Raw genomic sequence first — 20,863 nt, 5'->3', positions numbered from 1 at the left:
CGATAGTGTAAACATGTTCGAATGCTCGCGCAAGTGGATTTATATTCAACGTTTGCAGCCAGGGATAGACTAAGCGGTCCAATAGATGCTAAGTTTTCAAACCATCAATGATTCCCCAACGAAAAACATAAAGGAGACATCATGCGCCTCAACCGTGTGATTGCAACCATCGCAGCTTCAGCCCTCGCCGCTACCAGCCTGGTAGCTTGCTCCAACGACTCTGCCGAGAAGACCACCGACGCTGCCGGTGGCGGCGAGGACACCGTCGTCAAGATTGGTACCACCGACGCTGACCAGAAGGCATGGTCCGTCTTCGAGGACCTCGCGGCAGACAACGGCATCACCCTCGACATCGTGCAGTTCTCTGACTACGCACCAGTCAACGAGGCGCTTGCCCAGGGCGAGATTGACCTGAACAAGTTCCAGCACATCCTCTACCTCGCCACCTACAACGAGGCTTCCGGCAACGACCTGAAGGTGCTGTCCACCACGGAGATCTACCCGCTGGCGCTGTTCTGGAAGGATCACGATTCCCTCGACGGCATCGAAGGCACCGAGGTTGCTATCCCGAACGATGACTCGAACCAGGGCCGTGCAATCAACGTCCTCGTCCAGGCTGACTTGGTCACGCTGAAGGACGGCGCTGATGAACTGGCACCGTCCCCAGCAGATATCGACGAGGCAGCGTCGAAGGTGAAGGTCGTTCCGGTCGACGCTTCCCAGACGACTTCCGCGTACAAGGAAGGCCGCCCGGCCATCATCAACAACTCCTGGCTGGAGCGCGCTGGCATTGAGCCAAAGCAGGCTATCTTCCAGGATGACCCGGCTTCCGAGCAGGGCGAGCCATACATCAACGTCTTCGCTGCACGCGCTGAGGACCTGGACAACCCGACCTACAACCGCCTCGCAGAGCTGTGGAACTCCCCAGAGGTCGCAGCTGCCGTCCAGGAGGATTCCCGCGGCACCGCGGTCGCTGTTGAGCGCTCCCGTGATGACGCAAACGCTATCCTCGCACGCCTTCAGGAGAAGTAATCCGTGACGAAAACCGGCACCCGGGTTGAGTTCCGGGACGTATCGAAAGTCTTTACAACGGGTGGGCGCGAGGTTGTGGCCGTCGACAATGTGTCGCTGACGGTCGAGCCTGGTGAGATCCTTGGAGTGATCGGCTACTCCGGCGCTGGCAAGTCCACGCTGGTGCGGCTGATCAACGGGCTCGACATGCCTACCAGCGGCGAACTCCTCCTCGACGGCACCAATATCGTCGGCAAGAGCGAAAAGCGCCTGCGGGAAGTGCGCCGAAACGTTGGGATGATTTTCCAGCAGTTCAACCTGTTCTCTTCCCGAACTGCGGCGGGCAACATTGAGTACCCGCTGCAGCTTGCCGGTTTGGGCAAGCAGGAGCGCCGGGCGCGCGTCGAGGAGCTCCTCGAGTTCGTCGGCCTGTCGGATCGTGGCAAGAACTACCCCGAGCAACTTTCGGGTGGTCAGAAGCAGCGCGTGGGCATCGCTCGTGCGCTCGCCACGAATCCCTCGCTCTTGCTTGCCGACGAAGCCACCTCCGCCCTCGACCCCGAGACCACCCACGAGGTGCTCGAGCTACTGCGCCGCGTCAACGCGGAGCTCGGCATCACGATCGTGGTGATTACCCACGAGATGGACGTGATCCGCGCGATTGCGGACAAGGTCGCCGTAATGGAGGCCGGCAAGGTCGTCGAGTATGGCTCCGTCTACGAGGTGTTCTCGGACCCGAAAACGAAGGTCGCGCAGCGCTTCGTATCGACGTCGCTTCGCAACACCCCAGACAAGCACGAGGAGCTCGAGTTGCTGAACGCGGCGCCTGGGCGCCTCTTCACCGTCGACCTGACCGAACACTCGGGATTCTTCGGTGCGGCGGAGAAGGCGCGCCAACGCGGCGTGTCGATTCAGCCGGTGCACGCGGGTATTACGACCCTGCAGGAGCACTCCTTCGGCAAGATGACGGTCCGCCTCAACGGCGACGATGCAGCGATTAACGAGTTCCTGCACACGCTGCAGGGCACCACGGATATTCAGGAGATACGTCGATGAACAGTGCTGTCAACGAATTCATTCTGGCGCAGCCGAACTGGGACCGGCTCGGCCCCACGTTCGTAGACGCCATCGGCGATACCCTTTGGATGGTGGGCATCACCCTGCTCGTCGGTGGTATCTGTGGCCTGATCCTCGGCGTGTTCTTGTACACCACCCGCCCGGGTGGCATCCTGCAGAACAACGTCGTGTACTGGGTGATTAACTTCGCCGTGAACTTCTTCCGGCCGATCCCGTTCATCATCATGATCGCGATGCTCTACCCCATCACCCTGTCGGTGGTGGGCACCACGATTGGCCGGGGCGCAGCTACGTTTGTGATGTGTTTCTCCGCGACCTTTACCGTGGCCCGTATTGTCGAGCAGAACCTGGTATCCATCGATCCCGGCATGATTGAGGCCGCACGTTCGATGGGCGCAGGACCGTGGACGATCATCCGCACCGTGATCCTCCCCGAGGCGCTCGGTCCGCTGATCCTCGGCTACACGTTCATCTTCATCGCGGTGATCGATATGTCCGCGATGGCAGGCTACATCGGCGGTGGCGGCCTCGGTGACTTCGCCATCGTGTACGGCTACCGCCAGTTCGAACCGCAGGTGACGTGGGCGGCTGTGATCGTCATCGTCGTCATCGTGCAGCTGGCGCAGTTCTTGGGCAACTGGCTGTCCAAGAAGGTGATGCGCCGCTAAGGTGTGACCAGTTGGTTAGGATGGGTGCCATGAAAATCGCAGCGTTTGATTTTGATGGCACCCTTCATCATTCCACGGACACTGACACGGGCGAGCACGGCTTCGACCCGGCCGACATGGCCGCGATCCAGGCCTGGCGCGACGCCGACCACATCGCCATTTCTGCCACCGGACGCTCGCGCACCGCGCTCGAGTTCGGAATGCGCCACTGCCCCATCCGCTTCGACTACCAGGTGCTCTCCAACGGCGGCTCCGCAACCACCGGCGATAACGAGCGCCTGCTCTACTCGCACCTTGTAGACCCGGAGATCGTCGAACAGGTGGTCACGCACTTCGCTGACACGGATGGGGTGGCGGTGTTCGGCACCACGATCGGCCACGTCGATGGTGAGTTCAGCAACAACACCCAGGCTCGCAGTAGCTTTACCGTCAACTTCGACAGGATGACCACGGCCGACATTCCCCACCACGAGTTCGCCGTCGTCCCCTTGTGGATCCCAGGCAACGAAGCGCTTCGCGCGGAAGTCTACGAGTGGACGCGCGCGCTGCCGCATGTATCGGTGGCGCAGAACCAGGACTTCATCGACATCATGGCGCCCGGTCGCACGAAGGGCGCGGGCATCCAGGACCTGTTGCAGCTCCTCGACGTCCCACGCGAAGACATCGAGCTGTACACCTTCGGCGACTCGTGGAATGACCTGTCCATGCACGAGATCGCAGATCACTCGCACAGCTTCCACCACTCGCCCGCCGAGGTGCAGCAGCGCACCGACCACGTGATCAACAGGGTCGCTGACGTGCTGCCCAGCTACATCTAGGAGCGCCCGACTGCGACCCAGCTCTTGCCGGGCTTCGGGTCCTTCCCGCATGATGCCATCACGGCATCAACGTCGCGCTGTTCCAACGTCACCTCGTAGGCAGTGTCGGTCGCGGTGTCGGTGACGGTGACGTGGGCGGAGGGGCCGTCGATACGCTCGGCGGTGACTTCGAGCTGGCCGTAGCGCACCTTGTCCCCTCGGGTGGCGAGCTGCGTTGCGACGTCCACTTCCGCCACCTGGCCTACCGGGCTGAAGGTGCCGCGGCCGCGGTTGCCCGGCACGAAGTACTCGCCGCGCATCGCAGCTTCAAGCATGGCCTCAGTAGCCTCGAGGTTCATCCGGCCAAAACTGTACGCCCACGGCATGAGCAGCATCGTGGCGGCGAAACGGTGCCCCTTGATGTGCGAGGTTTCCCACACCACATCGTTGCCATGCCCAAACGGGTACTTCTCTACGAGCTCGTTGACGATGGGACGGCCCTTGATGGCGCAGCACATGTTGCGCTTCGCGTGGGTACAGACCAGGACGAGTGGCTTCGTACGCGACTTGGCGCTGTTTTGCCCTGGGCCTGACAGGTCGAGATCCAGGATCGCCTCAGGCCCATCGACGTGCAGCACCTCGGTTGCTGCCTGGTCGGCGAAGACCAGGTAGACGTGGTGATCTTCAATCTGGCGGCCTTCCCTCGTTGGGTGGCGGATAAGCAGCAAGGTGGCGTTGTAGCGCTGCATGTGCGCTTTCAACTTTTCGGTCAGTTCGTCCCCGAAGGTGTCGCCGTCGAGTACGTCGTGGCTCCACTTGTGTGGCCACTCAAACAAAACGTAGGTCGAGCCGGGTTTCGCGGTACCCGGCAGCGGCTCACTGTCCGTATCGGAGCAGAGTGTGCGTGCATGGGCTGTAGTCATGTCACCTACTGTAGCGAAAATTTCCCGATTGATTAGGCATACCTAAACCGGGCCGAGTCGGGCAGTTAACATTTTGATAACCTTTTTGATTTTTTGCCGTTCTGCTTTGCTCTTCGAGATTCGTTCTGGCTACGGTAATTTGCGTGTTTCCCTTACCGAAGTTCGCCGTTGCGGCGCTGGCGCCCTGCATTGCTGGCGCCGTGCTCGCCGGGTGCGTGTCTTCTCCTGCTCAGGACCAGGCCGCGACCCGCGTCGGCTCGATGCATGCTGCGCCATCAACGACGCAGCTGCGCCCGCTCGGTACCGCGAACGCGAGCCCGAAGACTCAGCGGCCTTCCGCGCCTGCTCAGCTCGCCGTGACTGGCGTGCGTGTGGGCACCCACGAGGGGTTCGACCGCGTTGTCGTGGACCTCGTGGGCGAGGGCGAGCCGGGCTGGTTCGTGGATTACACCTCCACCCCGATGCAGGAGATCACCGGCAAACCGCTGAAGGTGACCGGCAACGCGTTCCTCAATATCAACATCGACGGCACCGTCTACCCCTACGAACTTGGCCTGGACGCGGACCAAATCAAGGTGGATACCCCGGCAGAGACCGGCAACATTATCGACGTCGTCAACGCCGGCACCTACGAGGGTCGCAGCCGCGTGGTCGTAGGGCTGCGCTCTGACCTGCCGTATTCGGTGCAGATTCTGGAGCACCCGCTGCGCCTGGTCGTCGACATCGTGCAGTCCTAACACCTAGTGGTAGAGCGCCTCGACGCTCCATCGCTGCCGGTGCCACACCAACAACCACCCGCGCTGCCCCGCCATCGACACCGTGTCATGCCCGAGTACCTGCAGGCGCGCAAGTTTCAAAGGGTGAGCACCCCACCACTCTTCGTCAACGGGCCAAGGCCCTGCCCACGCGGTGATGTCGTAGCAGCGCTTGCCCCACACTAGCGTTGTCGGCTGGCCGCTGAGCAGGACTTCGGCGTTGAGCAGTATCGGCTGGTCGGCGCTGTCCAGCAGCTGCACCCGCGATGACGGGTGTTCGATCCCACCGCCGAGCCGGGCTGGAAGTGGTGACGGAACGGCGCCGACGAACACCCCGCGACCCTGCGGCGGCACCTCCCCATAGGGCACCAGCTGAATACGCTCGGCCACGCCGCGACCTCCAACCGCGACCGGCTGCAGCACCGCCTCCATTCCGAGCTGGGACTGCACCCGCTCGATCACGCGCCGCGTCCCCTCGTCCGACGCCCCGTCGGACCACAGCTCCCCCACCATGTCGGGCTGCGCAAGCTCAAGTGGTTCCAGCATGAGCGAGGCGATCGGCCCTGCGCCACCGTTGGTGAGCCAGCCGTCGAGCTGCCAGCGCACCCGGTCGGCGGTGCCAGCCTCTGTCAGTGCTTCCCGGGTGCGCCACACGCGCTCGACCCGGGTGGCGTCGACAAGCTCGGCGGAGATTTTCAGCCGGAGGCAGTGCACCCCGGCCCCCTTGAGGCGCTGGTGCAGCGTAGCCGCGAGCGCCCGGGCGGCGAACGCGGCGGCGTCGACGCGCTCAATCGGTTCCTCCGGCGTCATCTCGACGGCGAAGTCCTCCACGGGTAGCTCCGGGGCGACGCGCCGGTCTGGGGCCGCGCTGGCGATCCGGTGGAGGTGGATGCCTGCGACCCCGAAGCGAGTCATCACGGCAGAGGCCGGCAGTTGCGCGAGCTGCCCCAGCGTCTGGATGCCCAGCTGGCCCAGGGTACGGACCGTTTCCGGGTCCGCGCCGAGTGCTGTCTCGGCGGTGAGCACCCGAAGCGGCTGTACTGCAAGGAACTGCGCCGACTCCCCCGCTGCAACCACGTGCGAGCTCCGGGTGGCGATCACGGCCGTGGCGATCTCGTCCGCCGCCCCTGCCATGACGTCGATGCCGTGGCGTGCGGCGGCGTCGAGAAGCATCTCAAGCGCCGTATCTTCATCGCCGTGGAACTTCGCCGCCGCGGCGAGGTCCGCAACCACCAGGCCAGGGCGCAGCACTTCCACGGAGGCCGCCACGTCATCCAGGGATCCCGCGAGCGCGCTGAACGTGCGGCTGTCGCGCTCCGGGTTGTCCTCCACCACCGTCAGCTCAGGCGCGACGGCCTGCGCGTTGCGCACCCGCATCCCGCGACGGACCCCGGCGCGCCGCGCCTCCTGCGAACACACCTTGATGCGGTGCTGCACCGCGATCGCGATCGGTTCCTCCAGCGTGTCCTCGGCTTCGAGCTTGGCTGCTTGCACGGGCCAATCCGGGAACCAGAGCGCCGCAACCCTCATGAGGGCACCGCCTTCAGGTGCGTGACACCGCCCGTCGCGGCCCCAAGCGTCAGCAGTGCCGGTGGCCGCTTCCAGCCTTTCGCGTGCGCGGACACCTCCAGGTCAATGCCTGCGATGCGCCCACGACCGCGCCCGATGCCGTGGAAGCTAGCGATGTCCGCGCTCATGCGCAATGCAGGCGAAGGCACCGTCGCGTTCACACACAGCATCGCCGCCTCCCCGGCGCGCACGCGGGCAAGCAGTGGGCGTGCCTGAGCGGGCGTGTACTGGATTTCGCTTCGGGTGTGTAGCACCACCACGTCTAGCCCCTCGGCGAGCACCCCTGCGGCGTGCATGGCGTCCATCCCCGGTTCCGGAACCGCTACGGTTCTGCGCAGCGCTTGCTCCGAGAGCTCTGCGTAGGACAACTCCGGCCACCCCACCACGGCCGCGTATCCTCCGGCTTCCGTGACCTGCCGCAGGATCTCTACGATAAGCGACGGCGTATCGCTCACCTGCGTGACTTGCCGTCTTGGCAAACCCCCGTTCGGGAGCACGCGCGCCAACTCTGCAGACAGCGGAACAACACCTTCGCCCCCGATCTGCTCCTGCACGGCACCACCGTCGAGCTCGGCTAATTGTGCTCGGAGTTGCGCAATCTGCTCAGCTTTGCTGAGCTGTCCGCCATCGTCCGAGGCGAACTCACGCAAGCGAATAGGTGTTCCATTCATGCATGTAAGTATGCAACGCGCCCCTGACACGGGCAACAGTAAAGGTCGAACACTATTTCGAATAGTAGCGCCACAAGGCAGGCCCCTATGCGGTACGCTCTGCCCTATGTATTACGCAGACTTCCGCAACCGCGTCACCCCAATTCCCACGCCGCCCGTTGTGCGGGCGGTGGCGGCGGGGTGCGTAGCGGCGTCGATAAGCGTGATGGCGGCACCGCTACCCGCAGCCGTGAAAGTTGGCGTTGCTCTCGCCGCGGTGCTCGTCGCCCGCGCCACCACCCGGGCACACCCGTACCGCAAGGCCATGGCCGAGTTTGCGCGCAGCCGCAACGTCTCGCAGGTGCCGTTGCTCAGCATGGTGGTGCCGCTGATGCTGTGGTGGCTGGCGCTCATGCTGAGCCCGCTGATCGCGCCGCTGCCCGGCTGGGGGCTGGCACTGCTTGCGGGTGGGTTGTTTGTGGTGGCGTGGGTGCTCATGCCGCACGTCGACGGCACGCGACGCCTCGCATACGCGCCCGCAGCCCCTGCAGCGCCCACCCAGAAGCGCTAGCGGTAGCGCTTCGGCACATCAGCCGCACCCAGGCTGAGCATGAGGCGGTTGGCCCAGTTGAAGAACGCCGCCGAGTTGATCAGGTCGAGGATCTCGAGCTCGCCGCAGCCGACCTCGCGGAGGGCTTCGACGTGCTGTTGCGAGAACGCGATCGGGGTGTGCGTGAGCGCCACGGCGGCGTCGCGCAGCGCGTTCCACAGCGGGGTGCCCAGGTCCGCGGTCACGCCTTCGGCAAGGAGCCGCGAGATTCGCCTCGGCGTCGCCGCCTTCCTGCTTCGCGCGCCCCTGGTGCACGGAGGCACAGTACTCGCACCCGTTGAGTCGGGAGACCACGGTCGCGGCGAGTTCACGCTCGGCACGGCCCAGTCCACCGTCGGTGTTGTAGAAAATGTCCAGGTCAGTCAGGGTGCGCGCCTTGAGCACCGCCGGGTCGCGCGCGAGCAGCCGGAAGTACTCCATGTCGATGCGCTCGGGCTTAAGCAGCGCGTCGCGGTGCTCGTCGGTGAACTCGGACTTGTCCAGGCTGGGCACCCACGCGCGCCAGCCCAGGGAGTGCTCGACGAACTTCGTCGGCGCCACAACTTCGGGCAGCAGGGTGCGCGGCCCGGGCTCCCAGCCGGGGTCAGCCACGCCGTGCGCGCGCCCGCTAATCGACGCCCGCTGCGCCCCACCAGCGTCAACCTCGCCGAGCACCCGCACGCCGTGCACGACACGCAACTGGAACGCCACGAACGCGATGAGCTGCCCCAACGTCACGATGCCGTTGTCGCTCCACCCGGCGGACTGCAGGTGCCCAATCGCTGCGGCGGTGGAATCCTTCGGGTGGACAACCAGCAGGTGTGCGAAGTCCAGGGCGGCGGCGAACTGCTCCGACGCCTCCCCAATGACGTCACCGAACAGGACGAAGTCGCCGTGCCAGTACGGCCCCTCGGATGCACCGCGCGCAATAGCGGCGTCGACGGCCTCGGCGAGGCCGGGGGCTTGGTCTTCGAGGTCCTCGAGCAACTCCCGGTAGAACGCGCTCGCAGTTGTCAGCCCGGTGAGCCCGGCCACGAACGCGGCGACACCATAGCGCCAGGCCAGTGGCACGTCGCCCTCGTCGTCAGGCTCGAAGAGGGCCGTAAACGTGAGCTCTGCGTTCTCGACTGCTTCCGGGCGGCGCCTGCGAAGGCGCGCGAGTTCCGGAGAGGCGTCGGCAAGCGTATCGATGATGTTAGACACTAAATTCTCCTAACTGCCGGGCGCGGAAGCGCGCGCCCGGGATTGCATGGATCAGGTTCTTTGTCACTTCGTGGCGCGGCCACTGGAAGACGTCGTCCGTCGGGCCGTACTCCACCTGGGTACCACGGCTGAGCACGCTGACCGTGTCCGAAACCTGGCGCACCACCGCCAAATCGTGGGAAATAAAGATATAGGTCAGGCCCAGCTCTTGCTGCAGGTCTTCCAGCAGCCGGAGGATCTGCGCCTGCACCGTCACGTCGAGCGCGGAAACCGCCTCATCGAACACGACGAGCTCCGGCTCCACCACGAGCGCACGCGCAATGGCGACACGCTGGCGCTGCCCGCCGGAAAGCTGCGACGGGGTGCGCCGCGCGAACTGCTGCGGGTCCAGCGCCACGCGCGCCAGCACCTCGTGCGCCTTCGCGCGCGCCTCGCGTTTCGACGCCCCCGTCAGGTTCCGAACCGGCTCGGCCACGATGGCCTCCACCGTCATTTTAGGGTTCAGGGAAGAAAACGGGTTCTGGTGCACCAGCTGCACCGTGGAGCGCAGCTTCCGGCGGGTGGCGTCGTCGACGCCGGTCACGACGTTGCCGCCGATGGTGACGCTGCCGCTCGTCGGATCCCGGAACAGGGAGATTGCCCGCCCAGTCGTGGTCTTCCCGGAGCCGGATTCGCCCACAATCGCGTGCGTGGACCCTCGCTTCACTTCGAAGGAGACGTCATTGACGGCCACGAAGTCCCCATACTCCTGGCGCAGGTGATCCACGCGCACCAGCACGTCGCCGTCCGGCGCTGGCCGGTGGTAGGCGTTCGCGACGGCGAGCGAAGGGGCGTCGGCAAGCAGGCGCTGTGAATACTCCTCTTGCGGGTCGGCGAGCACCTCCGCGGCGGGGCCTTCCTCCACGACGACGCCGCGCTGCATAATCACCACGTCGTCGGCACGGTCACCCGCCACCGCCAAGTCGTGCGTGATCAGCACGATGCCGAGGTTGAGGCGCTCACGCATCTCGTCGAGCACGTCCAGCACCTTTTCCTGCACGGTCACATCCAGGGCGGACGTCGGCTCGTCGGCGATCAGTACCTGCGGCTCGGGCGCGATGGCTGCTGCGATGAGCACGCGCTGCTTCATCCCGCCCGAGAGCTCGTGCGGGTACTGGCCGTGGCGGCGCTGCGGGTCGTCGATGCCGACGGCCTCCATGAGCTCCAGCGCGCGTGCGCGACGGGAGGCGGCTGTGCCAATACCGTGGACCGCCATCGCCTCCTCGATCGAGGCCCCGACGGGCTTGAGCGGGTTGAGCGAATTGTTCGGGTCCTGCGGCACCAAGCCAATCTTCGCACCGCGCAGCTGACGCCACTGCCGCGGAGACAACTGCGTGATGTCCTTGCCTTGGAAATAGACTGCGCCGTCCAGCACCCGCGCGGATCCGCCGAGGAGTCCCAGAGTCGCCATCACCGAGGTCGTCTTGCCAGAGCCGGACTCCCCCACGATCGCGGTGAGTTTGCCAGGCGCGACGGAAAAGGACACGTCTTGCGCCGATGGCGGCTGATTGCCGTACGCGACGGTCAGGCCACGTACTTCAAGTAAAGGTTGCAGGGGTTGCATGGGTTAGGCCTCCGTACGAATGAGTTGGGACAGGTGGTTCGCGCTCATGACGGTGGCGATGATCGCCACGCCGGGCAGGACGATGATCCACCAGGCGGTGGCCATGAAGTCGCGGCCTTCGGCGATGATGAGGCCCCACTCCGGGATCGGCGGCGGGGCACCGTAGCCGAGGAACCCGAGGATGGACAGCTGCAGGATCGCCGTGCCGAACTGCAGGGCCGCCAGCGCGATGACCGGGGTGAGCGAGTTCGGCAGGATGTGGCGCACCAGCACCTGGGACTTCGTCGCTCCAGAGCCGTAGGCGGCCTCAACGTAGTCGGTGCCTGCAACCTGCATCACCTGTGAACGGGCGAGGCGGGCGAACGTCGCCACCGTGGTCATGCCGACAGCGAAGGCCGCCTGTAGTGAGCCGAAGCCCAGCACGATGATGATGGACAGAGACAGCAGGATGCCTGGGATAGCGAGCAGGACGTCCACGATCCGCATCAGTACGGTGTCGACTTTGCCTCGCAGCGCGCCCGCCACCAGGCCAATCAGCGTGCCGAACACCAGCCCGACCGCCACCGCGATCACCGCGCCGAGCAGCGACTGGCGCGCGCCGTAGACCACGCGCGAGTACACGTCGCGCCCCACGGCGTCGGTGCCGAAGAAGTGCTCCGCGCTCGGCGCTGCAAGGGCTACGTCGACGCCCTTGTATGGGTCGTGCGTGGCAAATATGCCCGGCAGCAGGGCCCACGCGCACGCAAGCAGCAGCACGAGCAGTGCGAGAACCGTTCCCGGTTGTTTCCAATTCGTCGTTCGCATGGTTGCTACTCCCGTCCCGTTTCGATTGCCCGCACGTCGATGGCGTCGGCGGACTGGCTGGCGTACTGCTTCGGTGTTGCGGCAAACGGTCCGCCGGCGGTGCGCAGCCGCACGTCAAGCACCGGGTAGAGCAGGTCAATGATGAGGTTGATGGTCACGTACGCCACCGCGGCGATGAGGACTACGCCCAGCAGCACCGGCGTGTCGCGGTTCGACACGGCGGTGACCACCATGGAGCCCAACCCCGTGCGCCCGAAGACGGTTTCCGTCACCACAGCACCGCCGACGAGCTCGCCGAAGAGCAGGCCCGCCATGGTCAGCGCCGGCAGCAGCGCGTTTCGCAGCACATCGGACCAGAAGATGCGGGTCTCGCTCGCGCCGCGCGCACGCGCCACCTGCACGAATGGGCTGCGCTGCACCTCGTCGATGGAGCGGATCAGCACCTGTGCGAGCGGGGCCGCCATCGGGACGGACAGCGTGAGCGTCGGCAGCACGAGCCCCTCGAGCGGGCCCGGCGCAATCACGTTGATCCAGCCGAGCTCGAAGGACACGAGCTGCAGCAGCACGATCGCGATCCAGAACCCTGGCAGCGACACCATCAGGGAGGGCACCGCGCGAAACAGCGCGCCGATGCGCCCGGCGCCGGGCAGCGTCGCGACGAATGCGGTGATGAGTGCCACGATGATCGCGAGCCCGACCGAGGTCGCGGCCAACGCCAGCGTATGCGGCAGGGCGTCGGCGATGAGCTGGCCCACCGGCGTACCAGTGCGCACGGAGTAGCCGAGACTGCCGGTGAACAGACCCGTCAGCGTCGCCACGTACTGCGTAAGCAACGGCTTATCGACGCCCATCTCCGAACGGATCGCCTCAATCTCAGCCTGGCTGAGTCCCAGTGCCGGGTCAGCGTAGCGGGCCATGACACCGTCGGATGGCAGAGCCGAAAGCAGAAAGAATGCGAGAGTGTAGGTCAGCAGCATCACGATCAGTGCTTGGCCTACCCGCTTTACGATGTACGGCATGGCGTATCCCCTTCCTGGAGGTAGGCGCTATAGAGCGCAGGGCGTGCAACGGCTTCCACGCCGAACCCGCACAGACGTGGGCTGACGGCGTATACCTGTGGTTCTTCGAACAGCGGCAGCGTGTAGGCCTGCTCAGTGACGTAATCTTGGACGGCTTCCACTGCGCGGGCCCGGCCGGCGTCGTCGGGTGTGGAGACCACGGTCTGCAGCAGGTCTTCGAGGTGCTGGTCGATCACGTTGTCGTTTTCATCCTGGTTAATGAAGGAGTCTCGGCGCCCGACCGCGTAGTGCGACTCGATGGCGTCGTAGTCCGCCCGGCCGACCATCGTGTGGTAGAGCTGCACCTTGTTCGGGTCCTTCGACGCCACGTTTTGCGTCGAACGGTCGCCGGAGAGCACGGAGAGCTCAATGCCGATGTCGCGCAGGTTGGACTGCACCATCGTCATCACTTCGCGGGCGCGCGGCTGGGTCTGCGCGTAGTTGACGGTCAGGTGCAGGCGTTCCCCGTCCTTGACGCGGATGCCGTCGTTGCCCACGACCCACCCGGCCTCATCGAGGAGCTGCCGGGCAAGCTCCGGGTCGTACGTATAGGCGTCGCCCTGGTTTTTGTAGCCCAAGCCCGTGGCGGCCACGCTCGAGGTCGCCAGCGGGTAGGAATCAGAGAACAGGATGCGCAGCAGCTCTTCGCGGTCCACGCTGTGCGTGATCGCGCGGCGCACCCGGATGTCCTGCAGGTACGGGTGCTGCGGGCGCATCGCGATCTGGTTGTTCATCGCGTTCGTGCCGCGGGAGACGATCTGCACGCCGCGGTCTTGGAGGTGGCGCTCGGCCGACGCAGTCACGTCGCGCACGATGTCCGCCTGCCCGGATAGGACCGCGCCGGTGCGCATCGCTTCTTCGGCGGCGAGCCGGTACGTCACGCTGTCCAGCCGGGCGCGGCCCTGGTGCTCGAGGATGGGCGGTGCCCAGTCGTAGTCCTCGCGCGCCCGCAGCTCAATGGAGGTGCCCAGCTCCTCACCGGCGATGACGAACGGGCCGGAGCCGATGACGTTGTGGGCGCTGCCCGGGCCGAAGGATTCGTTGTCGAGCGCCAGGGTGGCGTCGGAAAGCAGCCCGGCGTTGTACACGGAGACCGCCTGGGCGAACCCCGGCGATGGGGCGGTGAAGTGGAAGCGCACCGTGTCTTCGTCGATGACTTCGCCGTAGTCATAGTTCGAGATCTGCTCGGAGGCGTTAAGCAGCCGCTCCTTGTCGCCTTTGCCGTAGAGGTCGAAGTTGGCCACGACGTTCTCCGCGGTCAGCGGCGAGCCGTCGGAGTAGGTGACGTCGGTGCGGATGTCGAACGTGTATACCGTCGCGTCCTCGCTGATCTCCGGTAGCTTCGTGGCGATCCACGGGTGCAGCTCAAGCGTCTCCGGGTCCTGATAGAGCAGTCTGTCTGTTATTTGATTCACGACGCCACCATTCGGGTAGAACCCGGCCGCAGGCGGATACAGCGAGGTAAACCAGTTCGGCTCCAGGTACGTGATTGCCTGCATGTCCCCGCTTTGCTCTGTTTGTCCTGCACATGCGGTGCATAACCCGAGTAGCGTGGTAGCCGCAAGCAGCGCTCCGGCCTGCGTTCGACGTGTGTGCTTCACTGTTCTCCCTTCGATGAGCGATAACGCTAACACAGATTAGACGGAGCGGTCTCATGCGTCTAGACTAAGCAGTCTAAACGGTCACTGTCGCAACAGGAAGGAACACACAGTGCAGCCAGCAATCGCCATCGTCGGCGCAGGTCCACGCGGCATTTCCATCATCGAACGCGTCGCCGCCACGCTCAACGAATCTAATTCCACCAAGCCGCTGACAATCCACCTCATCGACGACGCCCAGCACGGCGCCGGGCGCGTCTGGGACACCGCACAGACCCACACGCTGTGCATGAACACGCTGGCCGGCGCCGTCACCCTCTTCACCGAGCCCGGCGCGACCGTCACCGCCCCCGTACTCGAGGGCCCCACCATGTACGAGTGGATCCAGCTCCTGCGCGGCGAGCGCGACGCCGTGTCCGCCACCAAGCAATCACTGTTCGACGCCCACCCAACCCCCGACCACGTCACCGCGGACTTCGGCGCGGAGCTGGCTGCCACCCGCCCGGAGTCCAACCCATCCCGCGCGCTGTACGGCGAGTACCTCCACTGGGTCCTCACGGTCGCGCTGGCGCAGCTCCCCGAGCACGTGACCGTCACCAACCACCGCTCCCGCGCGCAGCGCATCACCGCCCAAAACGGCCACGACGCCATCACGCTTGGGGACGGCACCACCGTCCACGCCGACGCCACCGTGCTCGCCACCGGCTGGGTCGTCCCCGAGCACCCGGTGGCCTTCCGCGGGCACTGGATTCAGCCGGGCAACCCGGTGGAACAGGACGTCGATACGCTGGTTGCTGGCGAAACCGCAATCGTGCGCGGCCTTGGCATGGGCTTTTTCGACCTCATGGCGCTGAGCACCATCAACCGCGGCGGCCGCTTCGTGCCCGCCGACACCCGCTCCGGGCTACGCTACGAGCCCAGCGGCGCCGAACCACACCTCGTGGTTACCTCTGGCCGCGGCTACCCTTACCTGCCGAAATCCGAGTACCACTCGCTGCCGCCAAAGGCGGACCTCTCGCGGCTGCGCGCCGCGATCGAGCAGCACAGCGACGCCACAACACTCAGCTTCGGCGAGCAGCTCTGGCCCGCACTCATCCGCGACTCCTACGCCACCTACTACACCACCCTCGCACGCGTACGCCCCGACGCCCTGCGGATCCCGCTTGCGGACATCATCGCGCGCATCGACGCCGCACCACTCGCCGGCGCCGCCACCCGCACCAGCCTCCTGCCCTGCACCCGCGCGCTCAACGACGCCCTTGCCGACGCCACCACCGAGCCCTTCGACATCTCCTACTGGATCGACCCCCTGGCCGGGTGCGACGGCCTCGACGCCGAGAGCCTGAACTGCGTCATCGCCGACGCCCTGGCCCGCGACATCGCCGAGGCCGTCGCCGCCCACGACTCCCCCATCAAGTCCGCCCTGTGGGTGATCTCCGCAGGCCGCAAACCGACCGCCATCGCCGTCGAGAACGGCCGTGGTACCCCGGAGGATCAGCGCGGCGCGCTCTCCGACTACATGGCGTTCGGCCAGATGGTCGGCTCCGGTCCTCCGCTGTTCCGCTCCCGCGAGCTCCTCGCGCTCATCGACGCCGGCCTGGTCACCTTGCTCGGCCCAGCCCCAACCGTCACGCAGTCGGGCACCACGTTCACCGCCACCAGCGCCGAGCGCACCGTCACCGCGGATACCCTCGCGGACGCCTTCCTGCCGTCCCCCAACATCACCCGCGCAGCCGACCCACTCACCGCGTCGCTGCTGGAAAGCGAGCGCATCCGCCCGTTCGCGCCTTTCGGCACGCCCACCGGCTCCCCCGAAACCGACGCGGACACCCGCCGCACCGTCCACCCCGACGGCACCCTGGACCCGCGCCTGCACATCGCGGGCATCCCCACCGGCAAGCAATGGGCCGACACCACCATCTCCCCAATGCCCGGCACCGACCCGCGCATGCTGCAGGAAACGGACACCACCGCCCAATCGCTGCTGCGGCGGGCGGGCGTACGCTAACCCAGGTCGCGCGCAACCGCCCACCGGGTCAACTGGTGGCGGTTCGAGGTCTGCGTCTTGCGCAAAATATTTGACGCGTGCGTCTCCACCGTCTTCACCGAAATAAACAGGCGCTGCGCGATCTCCTTATACGTGTAGCCGCGCGCCAGCAGCCGCAGCACCTCGAGCTCGCGCCGCGTCAGCGAGTCCACCGCCGGGTCGTCCTCCTCGACGACCGGCCCGCTCGCAAACGCGTCAAGCACGAACCCCGCCAGGCGCGGTGAGAAGTACGCGTCCCCGCCGCGTACCCGCTCGATGGCCTCCGCGAGCTCCGCGCCCGCGATGTTCTTGGTCACGTACCCGCGGGCGCCCGCGCGGATCAGGGCGATGACGTCCTCGGCGGCATCGGACACGCTGAGCACCAAGTACGCAGGGCCCGGAGCCCGCTTCAGCACGGCGAGGCCGCCGCCGTCGGGCATGTGGACGTCGAGAAGCACGACGTCGGGCTGTGTCTGCTCGATCCCTCGCACCGCCTCGGCGACCGTCCCGGCCTCACCGACGATGTCCACCGCTTCCTGCAGCTCTGCCTTCACCCCAGCGCGGAACACGGAGTGGTCATCCACTAGAAACACGCGAGTCATAGGTCCAACGCTAGTTCAATCTCGGTGCCACTGCTTTCCGACGCCACCACGTGCACCTCTCCCCCAACGCGCTCCACGCGGCCCACGATGGAGTCCCGCAACCCGTGGCGGTCCGTCGGCACTGCCTCAGGGTCGAAGCCCTTGCCGCGATCCCTCACGAACACGGTGAGCCTGCCAGCAAGGTGCTCCGCGTAAACATCAACGGTGTCCACACCGGCGTGCTTGGCCGCGTTGACCATCGCCTCTCGAGCTGCGAGCACGACCGCCTCGGCGCGCTCGTCGAAAGGAATGTCGTCTCCCACCGTGACCGGCGCGATCACCACACCGTACGCGTCCTCCACCTCGCCAGCAGCCTTCTGCAACGCGGCGAAGGTGGTGGTGTGGTTGGACACGGTGTCGTCGAAAAGCCAGGCGCGAAGCTCACGCTCCTGGCCACGGGCAAGCCGAACCACCTCGTCCGGATCACCAGCCTGGCGCTGAATCAGCGCCAAGGTCTGCAGCACCGAATCATGCAAGCGGGAAGCGATCTCCGCGCGCTGGTCCGCCACCGCCTTCTGCTCACGCTCCGCGACAAGCGAGTTCGCCAACTTCGTAATCAGCGGCACCACCAGCACCGCCACCCCCAGCACCGTCACCAGCACAGAGACAACCACACCGGCGACCCCGCTGCTTTCCCCCATGAGCGCGAGTGCCAGCACCCCACTCATCACGAGCAGCGCACCCAGCGCCAGCGCCGCAAGATTCTTCCATGAGGCCATACCACGGTCGTAGGCCTGCAACGCGATAATCGCACCCACTATGAGCACGCCAACCACGAACAGCACAGCCGATCCAACGCCCGAGGAGCTCTGCAAGGACATCAGCGCACCCGCAAACCCCACCAGCACAAGGAAAACATCCAGCGCTCCAGGACGCTGCCGGGGCTCGGTACTCTCTGCAACCGGTGCGAACATCCACAAGCCCGTGTACAACAACACGCCAATCCCGCCAGTGAAACTTGCGACGACAAAGAACAGCCGCACCCATTTCACGTCCACCCCGAAGTGGCCAGCAATTCCAGAGGCCACACCCGCGATCACGCGGCGTGAACGGTCCCGGGTCAGCCGGGGATACAACGCAGACATGCACTCATCATGACACGGGCGGCGCCTCGGTCACATCAGGGTAAACCCTGAAATCAAAAATCAGGGTCATTCCCGATACCGCCCACGGGCCCACCACGCGACAATGGAGGCATGGAAACCAACACACTGAAGCGCATGTGGGAGACCCGCCCGCCCCGCATCCCAGAAGACCAGGGCGGTAAGGCTGTCATCGCTGGCGTCTGTGAAGGCATCGGCGCCCGCTACCAAGTCGACCCGACGCTTGTTCGCGTCATCTTCGTAGCACTTGCACTCGTATTTGGCGGCGGACTTTTCCTCTACCTACTGTGCTGGATCAACATGCCACGCTTCGGCATGACCCGCAGCCCGTGGAACTCAATTATCACGCCGAAAGAACAACTCACCGAGCCAGAGAAGAAGGACCGCAGCACCGGCTGGTGGCTACTCATCGGGTTGGTGATCTTCTTCCCATCTGTCTCAGCGGCAGGCGATGTCAACGGGGTGCTCGTTACGTTCGTGTTGTTCGCGCTCGGCTGGTACCTCGCCCACCAGCGCCAGCCGGAGCCGCCGGCAGGACTGCTGGTAATGAACCCCGAGGAGGCGTCGACAAGCGAAGGCCCCACCGTGGACACCTCACACCTCACCGTGCCCGAGGGCTACGAACACCCCGGCACGCCACCCGCGTGGGACCCACTCGGCGCAGCGCCCGGGCTGTGGCACCTGCCCGAGCCAACCGAGCCAGCGCCGGAACAGCCGAAGAAAAAGAAACGCCTTTGGCTATGGCTGCCCCTGGCTGTCATCCTCGTCTGCGCCCTGTTTATCACCGGTATTGCGGGCCCCCGATTCGAGAGCAACGTGGGCAGCCGCATCGGCGAAATGCACCTCTCATTCGAGGACGCGGCTTCGATCCCCATCTCAACAACCTCATCGGCGAGACCCACCTCGACCTGTCGAGTCTCGCGCCTCTCGACGAACCGAAGACCGTGAACATTGCCAACGGCGTCGGCGAAATCGAGATCATTCTGCCCAACAACGTGCCGGTCGACGTCCACTGCGAAGCCACCATCGGCGAAACCACATGCCCCCAAGGCAAGCAAAACGCGGACAAGGACGGCGAGCTACTCACGATCAACGTGAAGCAGCGCGTCGGGTCCGTGTCCGCGTACTTTGCCGATTAAGTCGGCTACCTACTCCCACTCAATGGTGGCCGGCGGCTTGGATGTAACATCCAACACCACGCGGTTGACATCCGCCACCTCGTTGGTGATGCGGGTCGAGATGACCTCCAGCGTCTCGTACGGGATGCGTACCCAGTCCGCGGTCATCGCGTCCTCGGACGCGACAGGGCGCAGCACAATTGGGTGGCCGTAGGTGCGGCCGTCGCCCTGCACACCCACGGAACGAACGTCGGCGAGCAGCACGACCGGGCACTGCCAGATCTGGTCGTCCAGGCCAGCCTTGGTCAGCTCCTCGCGAGCAATCGCGTCAGCGGCGCGCAGGGTTTCCAGGCGCTCCTCGGTGACCTCACCGATGATGCGGATGCCCAGGCCCGGGCCCGGGAACGGCTGACGGTTCACGATCACCTCGGGCAGGCCCAGCTCGCGGCCGACCGCGCGGACCTCGTCCTTAAACAGCAGACGAAGCGGCTCGACCAGCTCGAACTCGACGTCGTCCGGTAGGCCGCCGACGTTGTGGTGGCTCTTGATGTTCGCGGTACCGGTGCCGCCGCCAGACTCCACGACGTCTGGGTACAGCGTGCCCTGCACCAGGTAATCAACCTTGTGGTCCGACAACACATCAGCCACAGCGCGCTCGAAGGAACGGATGAACTCCGCACCGATCGCCTTGCGCTTGGCCTCCGGCTCGGTCACACCAGACAACTTGTCCAGGAAGGCCTTGCGCTCGTCCACGGTGACCAGCTTCGCGCCGGTCGCGGCGACGAAGTCCTTCTCCACCTGCTCGCGCTCACCCTGACGCAGCAGGCCGTGGTCCACGAACACACAGGTCAGGCGGTCCCCGATCGCACGCTGCACCAGCGCCGCAGCAACAGCCGAGTCCACACCACCGGACAGACCACAGATGGCGTAGCCGTCCCCAACCTGGGTGCGAACCTGCTCAATGAGCTGCTCCGCAATATTGGATGCCGTCCAGTTCTGCTCCAGACCAGCAATCTCGGTGAGGAAGCGCGTCAGCACCTCCTGGCCGTGCGGCGAGTGCATCACCTCCGGGTGGTACTGCACACCGGCGAACTTGCGCTCCACGTTCTCGAACGCGGCGACCGGCGCACCCTTCGAAGACGCGGTGACCTCGAAGCCCTCCGGAGCCTGCGTCACCGAATCGCCGTGGCTCATCCACACCTTGTGCTCCTCCGGCAAGTCGGCGTGCAGCACGCCGCCCTTGACGTTCATCGCCGTGCGGCCGTACTCACGGGCGCCGGTCTGCTCAACCTTTCCGCCGAGCGCCCGCGTCATCACCTGGAAGCCGTAGCAGATGCCGAAGATCGGAATCCCCAACTCGAAAATCTCAGGGTCCAACTGCGGAGCGCCATCCTCATACACGGACGACGGGCCACCGGATAGGACAAGCGCCAGCGGCTGCTTCTCCTTCACCTCCGCAGCGGAGATCGTGGACGGAACGACTTCGGAGAACACGTGCGCCTCACGCACACGACGCGCAATGAGCTGCGCGTACTGCGCACCGAAATCAACAACAAGAACAGGGCGAGTTTGAGCTGTAGTCACGCACCAAATCTTAACCTACGCAGCACCTAATGTGTACGTGAGCCCGATGACAGTGTCCTGCGCACCACATTCCCGCGCGCACAATT

20 protein-coding genes are annotated in these 20,863 nt (G+C 65.4%); 9 read left to right on the top strand and 11 right to left on the bottom strand.

The features are described 5' to 3' along the window. Positions 1-141 precede the first annotated feature (141 nt). The 4 genes from R0V12_RS08585 to R0V12_RS08570 are packed head-to-tail and all read left to right on the top strand — an operon-like array spanning position 142 to position 3,574. Complete coding sequence (locus tag R0V12_RS08585) at positions 142-1,032, top strand: MetQ/NlpA family ABC transporter substrate-binding protein (protein WP_256000544.1); 891 nt, start codon at positions 142-144, stop codon at positions 1,030-1,032. A gap of 3 nt (positions 1,033-1,035) precedes the next feature. Further along, positions 1,036-2,067, top strand: a complete 1,032-nt coding sequence (locus tag R0V12_RS08580) for a methionine ABC transporter ATP-binding protein (RefSeq protein WP_070363017.1) — start codon at positions 1,036-1,038, stop codon at positions 2,065-2,067. After that, on the top strand, positions 2,064-2,756 hold the full coding sequence (locus tag R0V12_RS08575; RefSeq protein ID WP_070975850.1) for a methionine ABC transporter permease: 693 nt from the start codon (positions 2,064-2,066) through the stop codon (positions 2,754-2,756). Before R0V12_RS08580 ends, R0V12_RS08575 begins: the two co-directional genes overlap by 4 nt. A gap of 29 nt (positions 2,757-2,785) precedes the next feature. Continuing rightward, positions 2,786-3,574, top strand: coding sequence for an HAD family hydrolase (locus R0V12_RS08570; RefSeq protein WP_083433182.1), 789 nt, complete (start codon positions 2,786-2,788; stop codon positions 3,572-3,574). Here R0V12_RS08570 and R0V12_RS08565 read toward each other — a convergent pair. After that, positions 3,571-4,476, bottom strand: coding sequence for a sucrase ferredoxin (locus tag R0V12_RS08565; RefSeq protein ID WP_320072472.1), 906 nt, complete (start codon positions 4,474-4,476; stop codon positions 3,571-3,573). The genes R0V12_RS08570 and R0V12_RS08565 overlap by 4 nt on opposite strands. Before the next feature lie 143 nt (positions 4,477-4,619). Here R0V12_RS08565 and R0V12_RS08560 point away from each other — a divergent pair, with 143 nt between their 5' ends. Next, the gene (locus tag R0V12_RS08560) at positions 4,620-5,213 is read left to right on the top strand and encodes an AMIN-like domain-containing (lipo)protein (protein WP_288792480.1); all 594 of its coding nucleotides are present in this window, start codon (positions 4,620-4,622) and stop codon (positions 5,211-5,213) included. A 3-nt stretch (positions 5,214-5,216) separates the two neighbouring features. Here the strand turns inward: R0V12_RS08560 and R0V12_RS08555 are convergent, their stop codons facing one another. Then, positions 5,217-6,761: a Y-family DNA polymerase gene (locus tag R0V12_RS08555; protein WP_320072471.1), complete on the bottom strand. Its 1,545-nt coding sequence runs from the start codon at positions 6,759-6,761 to the stop codon at positions 5,217-5,219. After that, positions 6,758-7,471 carry a hypothetical protein gene (locus R0V12_RS08550; protein ID WP_284804131.1) on the bottom strand — a complete coding sequence of 238 codons (714 nt, stop codon included), beginning with the start codon at positions 7,469-7,471 and terminating at the stop codon, positions 6,758-6,760. The genes R0V12_RS08555 and R0V12_RS08550 overlap by 4 nt, the downstream gene beginning before the upstream one ends. Positions 7,472-7,577: 106 nt before the next feature. On the opposite strand from R0V12_RS08550, the gene R0V12_RS08545 reads away from it, so the two are divergent. Next, complete coding sequence (locus R0V12_RS08545; protein WP_320072470.1) at positions 7,578-8,021, top strand: hypothetical protein; 444 nt, start codon at positions 7,578-7,580, stop codon at positions 8,019-8,021. Between the two features lie 18 nt (positions 8,022-8,039). Here R0V12_RS08545 and R0V12_RS08540 read toward each other — a convergent pair whose 3' ends face one another. Genes R0V12_RS08540 through R0V12_RS08520 form a run of 5 tightly spaced genes read right to left on the bottom strand, consistent with a single transcriptional unit; the run spans position 8,040 to position 14,308 of the window. Continuing rightward, positions 8,040-9,242 (bottom strand): CMD domain protein, encoded by a 1,203-nt coding sequence (locus tag R0V12_RS08540; RefSeq protein WP_320072469.1) that lies wholly within the window; start codon positions 9,240-9,242, stop codon positions 8,040-8,042. Beyond that, positions 9,235-10,845 (bottom strand): dipeptide ABC transporter ATP-binding protein, encoded by a 1,611-nt coding sequence (locus R0V12_RS08535; protein ID WP_288792489.1) that lies wholly within the window; start codon positions 10,843-10,845, stop codon positions 9,235-9,237. The genes R0V12_RS08540 and R0V12_RS08535 overlap by 8 nt, the downstream gene beginning before the upstream one ends. 3 nt (positions 10,846-10,848) lie before the next feature. Continuing rightward, positions 10,849-11,649, bottom strand: a complete 801-nt coding sequence (locus R0V12_RS08530) for an ABC transporter permease (protein WP_288792490.1) — start codon at positions 11,647-11,649, stop codon at positions 10,849-10,851. Positions 11,650-11,654: 5 nt separating this feature from the next. Further along, on the bottom strand, positions 11,655-12,668 hold the full coding sequence (locus tag R0V12_RS08525) for an ABC transporter permease (RefSeq protein ID WP_288792492.1): 1,014 nt from the start codon (positions 12,666-12,668) through the stop codon (positions 11,655-11,657). Continuing rightward, complete coding sequence (locus R0V12_RS08520; RefSeq protein ID WP_255366137.1) at positions 12,653-14,308, bottom strand: TIGR04028 family ABC transporter substrate-binding protein; 1,656 nt, start codon at positions 14,306-14,308, stop codon at positions 12,653-12,655. Before R0V12_RS08520 ends, R0V12_RS08525 begins: the two co-directional genes overlap by 16 nt. Positions 14,309-14,417: 109 nt before the next feature. Here R0V12_RS08520 and R0V12_RS08515 point away from each other — a divergent pair, with 109 nt between their 5' ends. Next, positions 14,418-16,313 carry an FAD/NAD(P)-binding protein gene (locus tag R0V12_RS08515; RefSeq protein ID WP_311475168.1) on the top strand — a complete coding sequence of 632 codons (1,896 nt, stop codon included), beginning with the start codon at positions 14,418-14,420 and terminating at the stop codon, positions 16,311-16,313. On the opposite strand, the gene R0V12_RS08510 is transcribed toward R0V12_RS08515, so the two are convergent. Continuing rightward, positions 16,310-16,933: a LuxR C-terminal-related transcriptional regulator gene (locus R0V12_RS08510; protein WP_284804123.1), complete on the bottom strand. Its 624-nt coding sequence runs from the start codon at positions 16,931-16,933 to the stop codon at positions 16,310-16,312. The genes R0V12_RS08515 and R0V12_RS08510 overlap by 4 nt on opposite strands. Further along, positions 16,930-18,057 carry an ATP-binding protein gene (locus R0V12_RS08505; RefSeq protein WP_284804120.1) on the bottom strand — a complete coding sequence of 376 codons (1,128 nt, stop codon included), beginning with the start codon at positions 18,055-18,057 and terminating at the stop codon, positions 16,930-16,932. The genes R0V12_RS08510 and R0V12_RS08505 overlap by 4 nt, the downstream gene beginning before the upstream one ends. A 111-nt stretch (positions 18,058-18,168) precedes the next feature. Between R0V12_RS08505 and R0V12_RS08500 the strand changes: the two genes are divergently transcribed. Next, positions 18,169-19,023: a PspC domain-containing protein gene (locus R0V12_RS08500; protein ID WP_320072468.1), complete on the top strand. Its 855-nt coding sequence runs from the start codon at positions 18,169-18,171 to the stop codon at positions 19,021-19,023. Further along, on the top strand, positions 18,924-19,214 hold the full coding sequence (locus R0V12_RS08495; RefSeq protein WP_320073019.1) for a LiaF domain-containing protein: 291 nt from the start codon (positions 18,924-18,926) through the stop codon (positions 19,212-19,214). The genes R0V12_RS08500 and R0V12_RS08495 overlap by 100 nt, the downstream gene beginning before the upstream one ends. 9 nt (positions 19,215-19,223) lie before the next feature. Here the strand turns inward: R0V12_RS08495 and guaA are convergent, their stop codons facing one another. Beyond that, complete coding sequence (gene guaA / locus R0V12_RS08490; protein WP_083329458.1) at positions 19,224-20,777, bottom strand: glutamine-hydrolyzing GMP synthase; 1,554 nt, start codon at positions 20,775-20,777, stop codon at positions 19,224-19,226. Between the last annotated feature and the right edge of the window lie 86 nt (positions 20,778-20,863).

The organism is Corynebacterium sp. UMB2355A, from assembly GCF_033877495.1.
GTDB classification, from domain to species: domain Bacteria; phylum Actinomycetota; class Actinomycetes; order Mycobacteriales; family Mycobacteriaceae; genus Corynebacterium; species Corynebacterium pseudogenitalium.
Note: the sequence above shows the minus strand (reverse complement) of the source record. Positions and strands in the feature narration are given on the sequence as shown.

Bases quoted from the DNA above. Each gene is read 5' to 3' on its own strand.
- R0V12_RS08585 (WP_256000544.1), top strand. From the start codon at position 142: ATGCGCCTCAACCGTGTGATTGCAACCATCGCAGCTTCAGCCCTCGCC.
- R0V12_RS08575 (WP_070975850.1), top strand. From the start codon at position 2,064: ATGAACAGTGCTGTCAACGAATTCATTCTGGCGCAGCCGAACTGGGAC.
- R0V12_RS08570 (WP_083433182.1), top strand. From the start codon at position 2,786: ATGAAAATCGCAGCGTTTGATTTTGATGGCACCCTTCATCATTCCACG.
- R0V12_RS08565 (WP_320072472.1), bottom strand. From the start codon at position 4,476: ATGACTACAGCCCATGCACGCACACTCTGCTCCGATACGGACAGTGAG.
- R0V12_RS08555 (WP_320072471.1), bottom strand. From the start codon at position 6,761: ATGAGGGTTGCGGCGCTCTGGTTCCCGGATTGGCCCGTGCAAGCAGCC.
- R0V12_RS08550 (WP_284804131.1), bottom strand. From the start codon at position 7,471: ATGAATGGAACACCTATTCGCTTGCGTGAGTTCGCCTCGGACGATGGC.
- R0V12_RS08545 (WP_320072470.1), top strand. From the start codon at position 7,578: ATGTATTACGCAGACTTCCGCAACCGCGTCACCCCAATTCCCACGCCG.
- R0V12_RS08535 (WP_288792489.1), bottom strand. From the start codon at position 10,845: ATGCAACCCCTGCAACCTTTACTTGAAGTACGTGGCCTGACCGTCGCG.
- R0V12_RS08530 (WP_288792490.1), bottom strand. From the start codon at position 11,649: ATGCGAACGACGAATTGGAAACAACCGGGAACGGTTCTCGCACTGCTC.
- R0V12_RS08525 (WP_288792492.1), bottom strand. From the start codon at position 12,668: ATGCCGTACATCGTAAAGCGGGTAGGCCAAGCACTGATCGTGATGCTG.
- R0V12_RS08510 (WP_284804123.1), bottom strand. From the start codon at position 16,933: ATGACTCGCGTGTTTCTAGTGGATGACCACTCCGTGTTCCGCGCTGGG.
- R0V12_RS08505 (WP_284804120.1), bottom strand. From the start codon at position 18,057: ATGTCTGCGTTGTATCCCCGGCTGACCCGGGACCGTTCACGCCGCGTG.
- R0V12_RS08500 (WP_320072468.1), top strand. From the start codon at position 18,169: ATGGAAACCAACACACTGAAGCGCATGTGGGAGACCCGCCCGCCCCGC.